Annotated in this window: 12 protein-coding genes; 2 read left to right on the top strand and 10 right to left on the bottom strand. The window is 45.3% G+C overall.

Annotated elements, in window-relative coordinates:
* Nucleotides 1-42: 42 nt before the first annotated feature.
* Nucleotides 43-633: an RNA polymerase sigma factor gene (locus AAHN97_RS28300; protein WP_343305424.1), complete on the bottom strand. Its 591-nt coding sequence runs from the start codon at nt 631-633 to the stop codon at nt 43-45.
* 96 nt (nt 634-729) lie between these two features.
* Between AAHN97_RS28300 and AAHN97_RS28295 the strand changes: the two genes are divergently transcribed.
* On the top strand, nt 730-1,311 hold the full coding sequence (locus AAHN97_RS28295; protein WP_343305423.1) for a J domain-containing protein: 582 nt from the start codon (nt 730-732) through the stop codon (nt 1,309-1,311).
* The gene (locus AAHN97_RS28290; RefSeq protein WP_343305422.1) at nt 1,304-2,173 is read left to right on the top strand and encodes a DMT family transporter; all 870 of its coding nucleotides are present in this window, start codon (nt 1,304-1,306) and stop codon (nt 2,171-2,173) included. The genes AAHN97_RS28295 and AAHN97_RS28290 overlap by 8 nt, the downstream gene beginning before the upstream one ends.
* Here the strand turns inward: AAHN97_RS28290 and AAHN97_RS28285 are convergent.
* The 9 genes from AAHN97_RS28285 to AAHN97_RS28245 form a co-directional block, all read right to left on the bottom strand.
* Entirely contained in the window at nt 2,170-2,775 is a 606-nt protein-coding gene (locus AAHN97_RS28285) for an RNA polymerase sigma factor (RefSeq protein WP_343305421.1), read from the bottom strand. The two genes, AAHN97_RS28290 and AAHN97_RS28285, sit on opposite strands and share 4 nt — an antisense overlap.
* 136 nt (nt 2,776-2,911) lie before the next feature.
* Nucleotides 2,912-4,594 (bottom strand): DUF4082 domain-containing protein, encoded by a 1,683-nt coding sequence (locus AAHN97_RS28280; protein WP_343305420.1) that lies wholly within the window; start codon nt 4,592-4,594, stop codon nt 2,912-2,914.
* Between the two features lie 39 nt (nt 4,595-4,633).
* Nucleotides 4,634-6,310 (bottom strand): DUF4082 domain-containing protein, encoded by a 1,677-nt coding sequence (locus AAHN97_RS28275; RefSeq protein WP_343305419.1) that lies wholly within the window; start codon nt 6,308-6,310, stop codon nt 4,634-4,636.
* A gap of 29 nt (nt 6,311-6,339) precedes the next feature.
* The gene (locus AAHN97_RS28270; RefSeq protein WP_343305418.1) at nt 6,340-7,320 is read right to left on the bottom strand and encodes a hypothetical protein; all 981 of its coding nucleotides are present in this window, start codon (nt 7,318-7,320) and stop codon (nt 6,340-6,342) included.
* A 19-nt stretch (nt 7,321-7,339) separates the two neighbouring features.
* Nucleotides 7,340-9,064, bottom strand: coding sequence for a hypothetical protein (locus AAHN97_RS28265; protein ID WP_343305417.1), 1,725 nt, complete (start codon nt 9,062-9,064; stop codon nt 7,340-7,342).
* Nucleotides 9,061-10,095 (bottom strand): carbon-nitrogen hydrolase family protein, encoded by a 1,035-nt coding sequence (locus AAHN97_RS28260; protein ID WP_343305416.1) that lies wholly within the window; start codon nt 10,093-10,095, stop codon nt 9,061-9,063. The genes AAHN97_RS28265 and AAHN97_RS28260 overlap by 4 nt, the downstream gene beginning before the upstream one ends.
* 79 nt (nt 10,096-10,174) lie before the next feature.
* Nucleotides 10,175-11,623: a DUF4832 domain-containing protein gene (locus AAHN97_RS28255; RefSeq protein ID WP_343305415.1), complete on the bottom strand. Its 1,449-nt coding sequence runs from the start codon at nt 11,621-11,623 to the stop codon at nt 10,175-10,177.
* A complete protein-coding gene (locus AAHN97_RS28250) occupies nt 11,623-13,296 on the bottom strand; it encodes a RagB/SusD family nutrient uptake outer membrane protein (protein ID WP_343305414.1) in 1,674 nt (557 codons plus the stop codon). The genes AAHN97_RS28255 and AAHN97_RS28250 overlap by 1 nt, the downstream gene beginning before the upstream one ends.
* Nucleotides 13,297-13,307: 11 nt before the next feature.
* The gene (locus tag AAHN97_RS28245) at nt 13,308-16,577 is read right to left on the bottom strand and encodes a TonB-dependent receptor (protein ID WP_343305413.1); all 3,270 of its coding nucleotides are present in this window, start codon (nt 16,575-16,577) and stop codon (nt 13,308-13,310) included.
* Nucleotides 16,578-16,657 lie beyond the last annotated feature (80 nt).

The raw sequence follows: 16,657 nt of genomic DNA, 5'->3' as shown, positions 1-16,657 counted from the left end.
AATCGGGCGGAAGGATATACCTAGATTATTTTAAAAAAAATTTCAGGAAAGGAAAAGGAAGCAATAAGCCAATATGGTAAAGCTATCCGGTGTGGCCCGTAATTGCCTGCGGATAATGCGGAGGGCTTCTATCAGGTGGTTATTAACCGTGGAAGGGGAAATATTGAGGGATCTGGCTATCTCCTCGTGCCGGAGGCCTTTATCCCGGCTGAGGGTATATACCAGTTTCTGTTTGGGTGTAAGTTTATTCAGTGCAAAATGCAGGCTCCTGTTCGTTTCCTGCAGGGAGATGTGCTCTTCCACATCGGAGCAGGCATTTTCCAGCTTCCGGCTCAGCTCATGGATAATATGTGTTTCCGTGGCCATGCGCTTCAGGGAATTGATCACATGGTTCTGTGACATACGGTAAAGGTAACCGCCGAAATTCTCTATGTTCACCAGGCTGGCACGGTCTTTCCACAGTTTCAGGAATACGTCCTGGATAATGTCTTCCGTCATTTCAGGGGAACCGTTGGCCCGCAGGAGGAAATGATACAACTTATCCTTGTAGTTGGAAAAAAGCGTGGCGAATGCCGTGGAATTACCTTCTGCAGCATACCGTAACAGGTCCTTTTCATTGAATGGAGACTCCATGGAGCGGAATAGTGGAATTATTGTATCGTTTTAACGTAGACCTGATAAAAATAACGAATTACTTTGAAATCCATAATTTCCTATATTTATTTTCTCATGCATAATTATTATACCATCCTGGGAATAGCAGACTTTTCGGGGGCTGAAGAAATAAAAGCAGCCCACCGCAGGCTCTCCAAAAGATACCACCCGGATCTTAATAACGGCAATAAACTGTATGAGGAAAGGTTCAGGGAAATCCAGCATGCCTATGAGCAGCTGCGTGATCCATTAACAAAAGAAAGGCACGACAACCGGTTACGCTACTTTTACGCAGCAAAAAACACTTATACAACGCCCATCCCGGAAGTACCTGTGGTACAACCGGATGATCCTGTTATCTCCTGGCGGAGATCCCGCGGAGCAGTGATCGCTTTTTTTATTCTTGCATTCCTTTTCTCAGGTGTACTGTTTTCAAAACCCTGGGAAACAAATGCAGGCAAACAGGAAACATTCTCAATAGGTTCGGAAAGGGAAACAGTGCTCAATGCGCAAGGCAAACCTCATTGGACAACTAAACAGGGAAGTATTGAAATGTGGGCTTACGGCAAAAGCTTCGTGATCTTCCAGGATGGAACGGTCAGTAATTATCTTAACATTGACAGTAACCTGCACATTACAGCACCATTTTATGAATAAAACCACCCGGGGAATTATTACCATTGTTTTTGTGATGTTCATCTGGGGCAGCTCCTTCACGGTGACCAAAATGGTGGTAACGGAAGCACCGCCACTTATTTCAGCGACCATACGTAATATCATCGCCTGCTTAGTACTCCTTCCTTTTTATTTATCAAGAAGAAGAAAAGTACAGCAAACTTTACCTTACCCTAAACTGGCATTAATGGGCGTAGTAGGCACCACTGTCTATTATTTACTCTTTAATACCGGCATGAAATATATAGCTGCATCTACCGGCGCACTTATAGAAGGCCTTGTACCTGTTGCCATTGCAGTACCTGCTGCGTTTATTCTCAAAGAACAATTAAACAAAAGGATCATTGCCGGCATTTTGCTTTCTGTAACAGGCGTTATATTGGTTGGTTTTGTGGGTACCGCGCAAAAATCACCCAACGCATTATTGGGCAGCACAATGATCGTTGGCGCCGTTTGTTTATGGAGTACTTATACATTATTGTCCAGGAGTCTTAAAAATACGGATACAATACTCGTCACTACGGTTAGTATGTTTATCGGCACCGTTCTCTCTATACCACTTGCGTTGATAGAGATCAGCAATAATGGATGGCCGGATATTTCGCTCAAAGCCTGGCTGGGTATTATCTACCTCGGTGTTTTTGCTTCTGCTGTTGCCTACTTCCTCTATAACAGATCACTGGAAAGTTTGCCCGCAGCCCAGGTAGGCAACTTCCTGAACCTGATCCCTGTAATAGGCGCTGTTATTGCTTTTATCTTTCTGAAGGATACTTTCACCTGGCTGCAGCTGGCAGGTGGCATATTAGTTTTGGCAGGTATCTGGCTGAGCAGTAAACGAACTTAATCCCAGGTTTCGAGGAAAAAGAAAACCCAGTAGGTAATAAGGGCACCGGAAGGATGGTTGGCCAAAGTTTTGCGGAGCGTGGCAATGGCCTGCACGATATAACTTTTAATGGTGATCCGGGAAACCCCCATTGTTATAGCAATATCTTCATGCCGCATACCCTCGAAGCGGCTTAATTTAAAGGCTTTCTGCTGCTGGGGAGGTAATTGCTGTATGGCCTCCAGGATGGTAGACTCCAGTTCTTTAAACTCTGCTCTGCCATTAGCCCATGTTTCATCCTGCTCCCGGAAACAATTCAATATATGCTGCCTGTATGCATCTCCTGAAGCCAGTTTACGAAGACGGGTATAGATCATATTCCGTGCTGCTACAAACAGGAAACCTTCAAACTTCCCCACCGCAGCCATGCCGGAACGTTTTTCCCAAACCATGGTGAATATATCCTGCGCTATATCTTCGGCAAGATCAGGAGATTTGGTGAGCAATAATGCTGTGGAGTAAACAGGGTCCCAGTAATGTTCAAATATAGCCTTGTATGCATGCTGATCGCCGGAAGCGAGCATGCGTAACAATTCACTTTCATTATTTAGAACATGAGGCATATCCTGTGGAACTGGCGCTGGTCTTAACTTAAAAGTAATAAATGTTTCACAAACTTTCCGGCATTATATTAAATCATTAACAAAAAGAGACAGCCAGGTGGGCTGTCTCTTTTTGTTAATGAAATGATCAGATCGTTTATGGATAAGTGATAACTGTTCCCTTATTATCTGTATTTGCCGAATTATTTACGTAGTTATTTGTCCATCCACCCAATGCAGCGCCCTGCGTTGAAATGTATCCATATGCCGGCCCGGAATAGAACCTGTTGTTATCTATATAAATGTGATCACCATAATAGCGGGTAGGGCCTCCCTCAGGCGTATAGTTTCCTGCGGATATAACATATCCACCGCCGCCAAAAAGGTTACCACGCAACAGGATATTGTCAATAAAACCATACGTTGGTTGAATCATGAATGCACCGGTAGCGTTGTTGCCGGCACTACGCACATCAATGTGGCTGTCTATTACATTCAATTGAGCAGTTCCAATACGCCTTGTACCTCCGTCAACGTGATTGCCTTCTCCGCTGGGATCTCCACCATCCCCCGGCAGATTATTAATTAAACAATTTCTCACAATGGAAGCGCCGCCAAATGAAAATCCGCCTCCCTGGATCGATACTACTACTCTTAAAAAGGTCACGTCTTTATCCAGTGGCGTTTGCTGCGGATGTGCAGCATAGCTGCCAAGACCACCAGATCCTTCAATATGCGAATCTTTGATCAGCACTGCACCCTCCGTTGAACCAACAGGCCATCCATTACTGGCTGTAGAAACGATCCAGCATCTGTCAATAATAATATTACCCTCACTCACATCCAGGTCTACTATTTTCTTCATGCTGATGGTTGAACCTCTTGGTATACGCCCGCCGGTATACAGTGGAAGCGTTCCCTTATCTATACCCTTACCCGTTAATCCTGCATTGGTAGAATCGATCTGCCAGCCGCGCAAACCGCTGCTGGTTGATCCTGAAGTAATGTTGATCGCAGTACTTGCAACAGAAAGGTTACCTGCCGCATCTCTGGCTCTTACTTTGATACTATAGGGAGTGGACGGGGTCAATCCATAGATATTAGCCCAGGTACCGTAAACGGAAGCGAGTAATACCGTGTCGTTGTACACATTGTACCCGGTAACAATAACGTTATCCGTAGAAGGTTTCCAGCTCAGATCAAGACCATAGGCATAATTTTCAGTAACGGTAACAGAATCTGGAGTAGTTGGAGCGCTGATATCCGGGAGTACTTCAAAAGTAACATCACGGAAGTAATTGGTGCTATGATATGTGCCGGTAGGAAACGCTCCTAAGGTTGTGCCAAAAACACCATTGGCGCCAACAATCGTACTTAATGGTCCATTGGTCACAACGTTTTCCAACCCATTGCTGGTAGCGCCATATTCCGTGTTGGAGTTAACTGTTACTACATACACTGTGTTCACCGTAGTTTCATAGGGTGTGCTCAGCGTTGCAGTTTGCCAGCCTGAAGCTGTTTCTCCCGTAAAGGTTACACTGGCCAGCACTGTGCCTGCAGCAGACCATATGCGCCCGGTGTGGGTACCGGTTTCTCCGCTGGTCTTGTAATAACGGATCTGCGTGATCTGCCCAAGCTGGGTGGCCTTGAATTTCGTACCTAACTCATAGGGGCCGTCGGTACCTGATACGGCAGGCGTTTGCGTAGTGAATATGTTATAGAACTCATCTTCCTCATCCATGATGGCAAGAAGATCCGGCTTGACCTTTTCGCGGTCTTTCAGCTTGGTACAACTGGTTGTCAGGCAACCAGCCAATAAAAATAAAAACAGGACTCTCATGTTTTAAGGTTTTTTCAGGTTATTATAATTGACATCTGATTATGGATTACTGATGGCAGTTCCTTTATTATCTGCATTAGCAGGATTATTTACATAGTTATTGGTCCATACTCCAAATCCTGGTCCGCTTGGTGTCCCGGCGTAACCATAACCAGGTCCGGTATAGAATCTGTTATTATCCGCATAAAGGTGGGAGCCATATGTGTTACCACTGTGGTTTTCCGCGTATACAGTATATCCGCCGCCGCCAAAGAGGTTACCGCGCAAAAGGATATTGTCGATAAAGCCCCACAGTGGTTGAATAAAGAATGCAGAGGAACCATTGCTGCCGGCAGAACGGATATCAATCTGATTGTCTATTACATTCAATTGCGCAATGCCACTGCGCCTTGTTCCTCCGTCAACATGATTACCGGTATCAGTAGCAGGGTTACCATAACCGGGCAGATCATGAATATAACAGTTCCTGACAAGGCTCGCGCCATTCAGCAGAAATCCTCCTCCCTGGTCTGTTATTTCTGTTCTCAATATGGTCACCGCTTTATTGGTAGGTGCCTGGTACGGCGCCGTAAAATATTTGCCCCGGGTGCCGGTTCCCTCTATCCTCGAATCTTTAATCAATATCGCGCCATTATCAGAACCTACCGCCCAGGAACCACTTCCTGTGGTAACGATCCAGCATCTGTCAATAATAATATTACCCGCACTGAGGTTGGGGTCTACCAGTTTTTTCATGCTGATGGTGGAACCCGCTGCAATAGGACCACTATGCAGGGGCAGACTGTTTTTATTTACACCAACACCTGATAATCCGGAATTGGTGTTATCGATCTGCCAGCCACGCAAACCACTGCTGGCTGCACCTGTAGTGACGCTAAGAGCAGTGCTTGCAGCAGAAAGGTTGCCTGCTGCATCTTTTGCTTTTACTTTGATGCTGTAAGCAGTAGCCGGGGTCAATCCATAAAGATTAGCCCAGGCCCCCGTAACCGAAGCAATCAATACCGTGTCATTGTATACATTGTATCCTGTAACATTAACATTATCGGTGGAAGCCGTCCAGCTAAGGTCAACACCATATCCTGTAATATCTGAGGAAGCAACAGACGTGGGGGTAGTTGGAGCAGTAACATCCCCTGTTCCGGTTCCAACAAAAGTAATATCACGGAAGTAGTTAGAATTATTATATGAACTCGTAGGAAAAGCACCTAATGTTGTACCATAAACACCATTAGAACCAACAATCGTACTCAACGGGCCATTGGTAACAGCTGTTGCCAAACCTCCGGTGGTAGCGCCATATCTTGCATTGGAGTTAACCGTTACTACATAAGTAGTATTGGCAGAAATGGCATAAGGTGTGCTCAGTGTTGCTGTTTGCCAGCCGGAAGCCGTTTCTCCTGTAAAAGTTACACTTGTCAGTTGCGTGCCAGCGGCAGACCATAAACGGCCGGTATGTGCGCCATTTTCTCCGCTATATTTGTAATAACGGATCTGCGTAATGGTGCCGGATTGTGAGGACTGAAACTTCATACCCAGTTCGTAAGGCCCATCGGTATCTGTTGAGGAAGGGGTTTGCGTGGTGAACACGTTATATGGCCCCGTCTCATCATCCAATGTCGCAAGAACACCATCTGCCCTAACGGTATCACGGTCTTTCATTTTTGAACAACCCGCAGCCATGATTGCAGTCAGCAAAATTAAACTTAGGATTTTCATGTTGTAAGGTTTTAAACAATAAATAATCATTACCAGTTTACAAGTACAGGGGTAAATGGCTCATCATTATCATCCCAAACGTTGTTTGTCCATACTGCCGGATAAAACTCCCAATAACTTGCAGGTCCATAATCTCCGCCTAATGGATTCCTTGCACCAGGATCAGGTGGGTTACGTCTTACCCTGTTGCCTGTACAAATACCAGCTCCCAGGCCGGCACCATTATTAGGGAAATTCAGCCTGATGGCATAGGCACCGCCTGTCACTTTATTATTAGTGATCTTAACATTACGGGAAGCAGCTCCCTGCATGAAAATAGAAGCAGTATTGGATTCATCCAGGAGCTCTATGTTATTAGCGTTTACCGTTACATTATTGGAATTGCCCCAGATGAACACACCATCGTGATGTTTTGACTTATCCTGTGTCACCCATATTTCATGAATGAAATTGTTCTCCACCAGGGAATTGCTCATAGCATCAACACCTCTTACCACATCATGAATATTATTATTCCTGATGGTAGTATTCGTTGCGCAGCCCGCTATTCCGCAGTCCACATCATTGGGGTTAAAGCTTCCCACTTCAGGTCCGATATCGCAGTTCTCAATAAGGATAGCGGTTCTGTCGCCATCAACACCCGGCACACTTGGCTGGGCGGTGTTCTGGAACCATACTACTGTGCGGTCAAAACCGATCGTAGCATCTCCGCGAACGCGGCAGCGCCTGATAGTACAACGTTTCACAGACACAGGGATAGATATATACCCGGTAACAAGTACATCACTCAGTACTTCATTGTTACGCATGGTATAGTTAGCATACGTTCTTTTAGGTCTCCATCCTCTTGGGAGCCCGGTGTTGGTTGCATCAGGCCAGCTTCTGTCGCCACACCTGTTTTTTGAATAGGATAAAGCATCCTTAAGGGATACCTTATCCAGTGCCGCCTCTTTGGAGGAACATCCGGCGAATAAGATGCCGATAAAAAATAAGACTAGTTGCTGTTTCATCATTTGGTTGTTTAAATGGTTAAATGTTTATAATACTCTCAAGTAGCGGGGTCCAGTTCCTTTCATAATATGCCTTCATTAACGTGTTGATCCTATCCTTTTGGTTGTTCTTTTCAAAATGAGCCAGCAGATCATTGAAAATGTAGAATTGCAGCCAATACCCGTTGCTGTATTTCTCCCATTTGCTTTTAGGGCTTGTCAGGGAAGCATACCATTTATAATTGATCTTAAGAGCCTTCGCCACCTTAATAGATTGCAATGCATTGTTCCACATTTCATCTGCCAGCTTTTCAAACAGATCATGGTATTCCTTATAGGTAAATTTTCTGATATCGATTATTTCATGCCTGATATTAAAGCGCTTCAGATTAGTCACACGCTCAAAAGTGGTATCCCCGTCCAGATCATGTTTGATAAGATCAAAGAAACCATCCCCATCCATATCTTCATAAGCGATGGTGGGAAACTGTTTTGGCTCATCAGGAATGCGCTTATACCCGCCTTCATATAACCCACCCCAGCCCTGGTAACATGCAGCATTCTGGTCAATCCGCCAGCAACCTTTTTCCGCACCGTATAAATGGATCTTACCATCAAACCCGATATACAGTTTGCCCTTTCCGGAATTATCCTCATCCCATTCTCCCCTGTCTCCCGCAGCATCTGCCTGTGGGTTATGGTCAATTCCATTATTATTCTTTCCTATCCTGAAAAGGTTCTTCGGTTCATAAAATTCAACCCGCTCCCAGCGTTCACAATCATCGTCCTCATCAAAAACCATCCAGCACCGGTTCCATTCTCCTTTATTAAAAACCCTGTCCAATGCAACAGTCCTGGATGTATACACCAGTGAGTTTACTGCTCTCCATCTTTTATCATATAGCAGATCACTGATCCGCGCATCAATACCTGCATGATCATTATTGATCTTATGTACCTGGTCTTTATAAGAAAAACCCTTCCCTTCAAAGTACAGGCTGAAATCATAATCAAATTCATTTGAAGGCGCGTTATCATTATCCAGGTCTACAGATACAAAAGCCCGGTTTACCACTCCATTTAGCGAAACATCACCCGCTGAATCGAAACGGCCTTTATCTTCCAGCCTTACAGACATTTCCGTAAGCCCGTCATGATCCGCATCGTAAAATATAAATGGGTTCTCCCAATTGATCCCAAGGTCTTTGATCCGATAACTGGGAGCATGCGTTTTCAGGAAAAGTGTTTGCCCATGATAGTCTTCAAAGAAATTAGAAGCGCCGGCATGCGTCCAGCATCTTAACACCAGTTCTTTCCAGTTAATAAAATGAAACGCACCATCCTTTTCATCATCAATGATCCACATATAATTGCTGCTCCAATCCCATCCCTCAACGGACTTCAGATCACTGTTCTCTACCACCAGCTGCATATCAGCCTCTCCATCATGATCGTTGTCTATCCAGTCAATACTCAGGTCTCCGGGACCTGCAAATACGCCATCCCCATTCCTGTCAATCAATAAACAATCACTGTCAAGATCACCCTCTGTGTCGCTGTAACTCATATCATCATCATCGTCCAGCCATATAGCATTTGCACCATTGAATAATTTGATCTTTATCAGATCAGGATCATCGTCCCCATCTACATCTACATGCGCAGGTTTATCCATGTATCTGGGCCTGAATTCATTCAATAGTTGGGCAGAAGCACTACTTAAAAGCCCCATGCAAACAACCACCAGGATCAGTACTGCTTTCATTGCTTCCGGGCTTTTATCTGTGCTGTCTCAGAATCCTGTACATGCTGTTCAAATGTTCTGATATTGAATTCCTTTAAAACATCCTTTACCTTCACCTCAGGCGACAAACTTTCTATGATCGCCCATTCTTCCTCATGGAAAATGGTGATACGTATCTTACGGCCATATTTCTCCTTTATCTTTTCAAACTGGAATACATGCGGCCAAACGTGCACGAAAGCTTTCTCCAGGTTAATAGGCGCACATACCAGGTTTTTATTCCAGGTCCCCGTTTTTGCAATTTCCATCCCGGACATATCGCAGATCTTAGACGTGTCTTTCCGTGTACTGGACACTACATGGTATCTGTTCTGCCAGGCCCGGGTGTTCACCATCTGGCCACCGGCGAAAGCTGAGGGCCAAAAAACAATTTCAGCCCCGCTTTCTCTTAGTTTCCGCCAACAGTCTTCCCATAGAATATCAAAGCAGATCTGAATACCAATGATGCCAAAATCAGTTTTAAAAACGGGAGGTGATAGGGTACCGGGAGTAAGGCCAAATGATACCTCGTCTTCTACGATATGTGCTTTCCTGTATTCACCAAGCCTCTTCCCCTGCCTGTCAAATACCACGGCGGAATTATACACGCTCCCTGCTTCTTCCGTATACACCGGGCAGATAACATAACAACTATTTGTTTTAGCAAATGCTGCAAACTGCTTTAAGGTCTCTGCAGAAAAAGCCACTTCTTCTTTAAAAGTGTATTTCCGTTTTATATTGGAAGTATTAAATAGTTCCGGTAGGCAGATGATATCCGGTTTAAAAACAAGCGCCTCACGGAGTACTTCAAATATTTTCTCCACCATTAATGCCGGCGTTTCCGCTGTCATGTCCGTTTGAGAGACAGTGGCAATCCATACTTCCCTTGCAGCACTTTCAGTTACAGCACCTGGCAAAGCATTAGCCAATCCACCCGAAGCGATGGTTACCCCTCCTGCTGCCATAGCCGAAGCCGACAGGAACTTTCTGCGCGAAATCATATTTTTTCTCATCTCTGATATTTGGTTCATTTATGGACGTACAAGGCCACCCTGCAAATACTGCAAGCTTTTGGGGGAACAACCATTATTTTCAGTTTACCATCACCTCACCGATCTTGTACCAGCCGGAAACAGTCTCATGTTCTTTTTTAAGTGGTAATTCAATATTCCTGTTATGAAATCCGCAGTTATCCTGCATGTTTATCAACAGGTCATACTTACCCATGTCTAAGCTTTTGTTTATATCGATCTTATATTGTTCAGCTACTATTTCATCAGGCAGCCAAGTTCTGTTATCAGACTCCCGCAATTCCTGTATGAATGATCTGCCGGTTTTCTTATTGATCAGTTGCACAGAAAGTTTAAACCGGTGATACGCAGGTGCCACACCATGATTCTCCCAGGTCATCCTTAAATAGTTGCGGCTGGAATGAATGCGGAATGTATCCGGCATCATCGCAAACTTCGGGAAATACCAATACCCGCTCAGGTTAGCCAGTCTCCCTGCCAGTGCTGTGTTCTCCAGGAGCCATTCCCTGGGATAATGATGAAAGCCTATATAGGTGGCATGCGTTTCATGGATAGCTTTTTCAAACCCGGAACCATCCCTCCACATGCCATTTTGCACCGCATCACTGTAATGGTCAGATTCCAGTACTACCGGGATCTTCTTATACACTTTACTATACAACTCAGGGCTGCGTATACAGGAAGGCCCAAAGCCCAGCCGTTCGTACCACTTTACGTTACCACTATCATCGCGGAATCCGATCCCCTTTTGCAGGCAGTAATGATATATCTCGTAATCCGCGCCATCGTCTGTATCACGCTGTCCGATAAAGTCATCACTGATCAGCAGCACAGACTTTTTGTAACATCTTTTATACATATCCACATGCCGCTTAACAACTGCCACCGGCACATCTTCCCAACCTGAAAAAGCAGTATGCCCTTCTCCCCATTCGCCGATGCTCCCGATATCAATATATTCCACCCAGGGTTTACCATCATATCTTGCGGCGAAGGCTTTATGAAAATTCTCCAGTTTTTCAAGGAACACCGGATCTCCATAATCCGGTGCCCAGGCCTTACCACCCTGTATCATTTTTCCTTTTGCACCGGCCTTTTCCACCCATGCGGGTGTAGCATAAGGAGGGCCGGTTGTTTCTTTACAGGTGATGCGGAACGAAATAGTATGACCCCATCCTACCCACCTGTTGATAATAGAATCTATCAGTGTCCAATTGTACACACCTTCCTCCGGTTCCAGATAAGACCATGCCAGCCGCAGATAGATATCATTCAATCCGGGGAAATCCGGCAGGGAATCATTTACCGCCAGGCGGTCGCCATAATTGGAGATGCTGTTATCATAATAATGGATGAACCAGCCTTTATGTGGGTTGCTGCATACTTTTGCACTATCCCAGTAACGTTCCAGGTGAAAAAAAGTACGGTTCTTATAAACGCCCTTCCCATCCTGTGCCTGTGAACACAAACTAAAAAAGGTGAATAGCACAACTATCAAAAAACGCATCATTAATATCCGGGGTTTTGTACCATCTTTTTATTTGCATCCATTTCCGCTTGTGGTATGGGGAACAGGTACTTCCTTACAGGATTGAACGTGCGTGTTTCCAGTTTGATGTAGTTAACATCGTTCACATCATTTCCATTTCCTACCCAGGCGATACTGCCGTCTGCAAAGTTCATAGTACCTCTGCGGCTGCCGTATAAAGGTCCGTTCAATACCTGCGGGCCAAGGTCCCAGCGCATGATATCCAGGTACCTGAGTCCTTCGAAAGCCAGTTCCACCCTGCGTTCATTCCTCACCAATGCCTTTGTTAAAGTGGGAGCTGTTATATGCCCGCTCCTTGTTCTGATAGCATTGATATAATCCAGTGCGGCAGCAGTGTTTGTATTTGTTTCCACCGCAGCTTCTGCATAGGTGAGATACATTTCCGCCAGACGGATCACCATAATATCTCCGCCGAAGTTAGGAGGCCAGCCGCCGGGGCTATCAGCCAGACTGTTGATGTATTTGATAATGTTCATGCCAGACCGGGCAGCAGGTTCGTTCCTGTTGTAATCCGGATTAGGGCTGCCGTCTGCAAGGAACTGGTCCAGCGTATTATAGTAACGTCCTTTCCATAATTGCCCCGGATGCAGCATAGACATTTCCATCCTGGGATCGCGGTTTTTGAAAGGATTATTGATATCGTAACCAGAAGTAGGATCAGTGATGGCTTTACCGTTACTGCACTCATAAGCATCTGCCATGCTTTTGGTAGCATTCAAAGCAGACCAGCCGCCATCTCCGGCAGGGAGGCTTATCTGTGTAAGTGATTGCTCATAATCATTCACAATGTATTGCACATTTAAGATTGCCTCTTTATTGATCCCTTCACTTTTCTCCAGGAACAGGTCCCGGTAATTCGGGAACAGTTCATAACAAGGCATATCGATCACGGCTTTTGCATCGGCCATGGCAGCCGGATAGTTTCCCATCATCAAATGCAACCTTGCTCTCAATGCCAGTGCAGCACCTTTTGTAACATGCCCTTTTGAATCAATGGTATTCTGAACCGGCAATGCACCTTCTGTGATAACGGCAGTGAGCTCATCCAGTACAAACTGTTTTACTTTGGCAGCAGGGTCCCTTGGAAGTTCATCCGTTGCATTAAGCACTTTGGTAACCAACGGCACATCACCATGTAACATTACTTTCCAGAAGTAATCATACGCTCTGAGAAACCTTACTTCACTTTTGTACAGCGCCTTCTTAGCTTCACCCATCGGCACGCGGTCTATATTCGCAAGGAAATTATTGTACTTGCGGATACGTGTATAAGGATACCAGTTCGCTGATGCGGAAAAGTCGTTACCATTTTCAGTGCTAAAATGCATCCAATCGATCCAGCTGCCGAGCACATGGTAGTTCGCCGGTGTCAGCGTTCCATTACCCAGCACCTGGAAACCGAAATTGGATTTCTCATAAGCATTATCAGAGGCGCCGTCAAAAAGCGCAATATTGGCATAGGTTTCCCATAAACGGTAGCAACCGTTCAATGCTAATGTGGCATCCTGCTCTGTTTTCCAGAAGGAGGCATCTGTTAGTTCGTTACGGGGCTTCACATCAAGGAACTTATCCCCGCATGAATATATTACAACGATGTTAAGTGCAAGTATTGTAAGTAATAGTATCTTTTTCATCCCTGTACGTTTTAGAATGTTACATCAATTCCTACTGTATAAAATTTAACCTGTGGGTATGTACCGTTACCCGAGCCGGATAGAAGCTCCGGATCAAAACTGGAAGGGAATTTTGTAAATGTCAGCAGGTTCTGTCCGCTGGCATATACCCTGGCCCTGGTAATGGCCGCCTTCTTCAGCAAAGCCGTTGGGATGGTATATCCTATCTGTGCTGTTTTTAACCGCAGGTAGGAAGCATTCAGTACACTAAAAGAACTCAGATTCTCCTTGTTATGTTTTTCCGTGATCAGGATCCTTGGATAATATCCGTTCTTCACCACTTTCCCGTTTTCAACAATGGTCCTGTCCAGGTGCATACGCAATGCATTGTTGGGATCGAATGCCCAGAATGATTCAGCGCCTATCACACGGTTCACTTTGCTGGCTCCCTGGAAGAAGGCAGACAGGTCAAACCCTTTATATCCCAGATTGATATTAGCACCATAAGTGAACTTAGGTATGGTATTACCCAGCACAATCCTGTCGTCTCCATTGACCTTGCCATCTTTATTCTGGTCTTTAAAGATCAGGTCACCAGCCTTTACAGCTGCGCCTTCCACATGCGGGGAAGCAGCAGCTTCGGCATCTGTCTGATAAATACCTATCGCCTCAAAGCCATAATAAGAACCCCATGCTTCTCCTTCTGCATAGATCATGTCTCCTTTGGACGGGTTTTTATATCGCTCCACTTTATTCTCATTAAATGCACCATTCAGTGCCACGGAATACTGAAAAGCTCCTATTGCATGATTATGCTCAAGTAACAGTTCAACACCTTTATTCCTCATGGCACCGGCGTTTGTAATCGGAGCAGGCAATCCAAAGATCATGGAAACAGGAACAGAGGAAAGGATATCGTCTGTATAACGATCATAATAATCAGCAGATATGGAGAACAGTTTGTTCCGGAAAAGGTCCAGGTCAAAACCCAGGTCCAGTTCTGTGGTTTTCTCCCAGCTGATGATCGCGTTGCTGGCAAAGGCAGTAGCGGCGCCATCTGCAACAGCACCACCGAAATTATAGTTCTGCCCTAATTTTATTCTTTGGAAATAACTGTAGTCGCCAATATTATTGTTTCCCAGCTGGCCCCAGGAACCTCTCAGCTTCAGGTTATCGATCCAGCTAACACCCTGCATGAAATTCTCTTCTGTTACTCTCCAGCCTGCAGATAATGATGGGAACCATCCTACCCTGTAGCCACGGCTAAACCTGGAAGATGCATCCCTCCGCAGGTTCAGTTCCAATAAATACCTGTTATCAAATTCGTAATTAGCCCTTCCGAATATAGAACCCAGCCTGGATTCAATAGCATACCCTCCGTTTGTCATACCCTCTGTTGATCCGCCATTTAGCTGGTCCAGGTCGTTAGAGGGAAAGCCTTTCCTGAATGCTTCGTTCGTGAAAAACTGGTAGGCTTCACGGGAAGCACCCAGTAACCCTTTCACGGCATGTTTGCCAAACTTCCGGTTATAGTTCAGCAAACTTTGCAAAGTGATGGTTTGCTGACGGGTGATATTATCTGTTACGCTATTGGGGCCCTGCTCGGTATACACACCATTACTGTAGTAGTCGATCTTTTTCACATGCCTTTTGTTGTCGCCCAGGTCGTAGTTAACACCTGCAACACCTTTCAGGGTTAAACCTTTCAACAGCGTCAATTCTCCGAAAACACTTCCCAGCAAATGGGAGTTGGTACCATTCCTGAATCCGCCTGCATCTACCCAGGCAATAGGGTTCCCGTCTGTATAGCGGTTCCAGGTACCGTCCGCATTTTTATTGGATACCGTGGGCGGTATAAAGTTAATCTGTCTGAAAAACTCTTCTCCTCCGCTAAATGGGGAGATAGGATAGATCACGTTATTCCTCGACAGCGATATATTCGTACCCACGGTCAGCCACTCCTTTACCCGGCTATCCAGGTTGATCCTTGCATTGTAACGTTTGTGGGTGGAGCCTTTGATCAACCCTTTCTGATTGAAATACTCAAATGAAACCCTGTAGCTGGTGATATTATTACCACCGGAAAAAGAAAGGTTATGGTCCTGGGTAGCGCCTGATTCTGTTATCAGCAGGTCCTGCCAGTCTGTATTGGGAAAGTTATAAGGATCAACGCCGGATTTATACTTAGCAATATCGTCATTGCTATACCGTGGAGGTAATCCCTGGTTCCTGTTACCTTCATTGTATAATTCAGCATACTCATGGGATGGAAGATGATCCGGAAGATTAGTGGTTGCCTGCCATCCGGCAAAGCCCCTGTAATTAATTTCAGACACACCGTTTTTTCCGCGTTTGGTGGTGACCAGTATCACTCCATTAGCAGCCCTTGATCCATAGATAGCAGCAGAAGATGCATCCTTCAATACACTCACACTTTCAATATCGCCGGGCGAAACATTGTCCATTCTTGATTCCAGCCCGTCCACAAGGATCATGGGGCCGGCATAGTTCATAGTACCTATCCCCCTGATCAATATACTGACACCTTCATCACCCGGCTGGCCGGAAGGCTGTGTGATGGTAACACCAGGTAAACGGCCCTGCAATGCAGCTACAGTATTGGTTGGCACATTGGCGATAAGGTCTTTCCCGGAAACCGTTCCAACAGCGCCTGTGAGGTTCACTTTCTTTTGCGTGCCATAACCAATGGCCACTACTTCATCCAACCCAACTGTTGATCGCTGAAGTTTTATGTTCATCACGGCATTACCGCCTGCAACAAATTCCTGCGGCATCATCCCCACAAAAGTGAACAGGATCGTTCCGTTCCGGGGAACACCTGAAAGCTGATAATTACCACCGGCATCCGTAACAGTCCTTACAGTAGTGCCTTTTACTACAATAGATGCTCCAGGTAATGGCTCTCCGTTATCATCTGTTACTTTTCCACTGATCCGCCCTGCACTATCCTGATCCAATGATCTTGCCGGCAGATATACGGGAACTTCTTCCTTTTGTTTGATCACAATGTTTTTCCCTACGATGGAATAAGAAAGTGGCTGGTTCTTCAGAATAGATTCCAACGCTTTTTCCAGCGGAACATTTTTGAGGTCCACTGATAAACGGGGTGTTTTGTCGATCATCTTATGATCAAAGAAAAACACATACCCTGTTTGTTTTTCAATGTACCGGAACAGCTTCTCCATGGTAGTGTTTTTCTCAGAAATAGTTACATTCTGAGCGGAAACACCCGTGCTCACCAGAAGGCATAAGAATAAAAAAATACTAGCGAAAAGCTTCATAACATGTCGTTTAAAAATAGACCTACATTGCATTCGTAATTCTGGTTGTCGGGGCAAAACTATCCCCTTCGGCGTCTGGC

This window comes from Chitinophaga niabensis, from assembly GCF_039545795.1.
Classification (GTDB): Bacteria; Bacteroidota; Bacteroidia; order Chitinophagales; family Chitinophagaceae; genus Chitinophaga; species Chitinophaga niabensis_B.
Note: the sequence above shows the minus strand (reverse complement) of the source record. Positions and strands in the feature narration are given on the sequence as shown.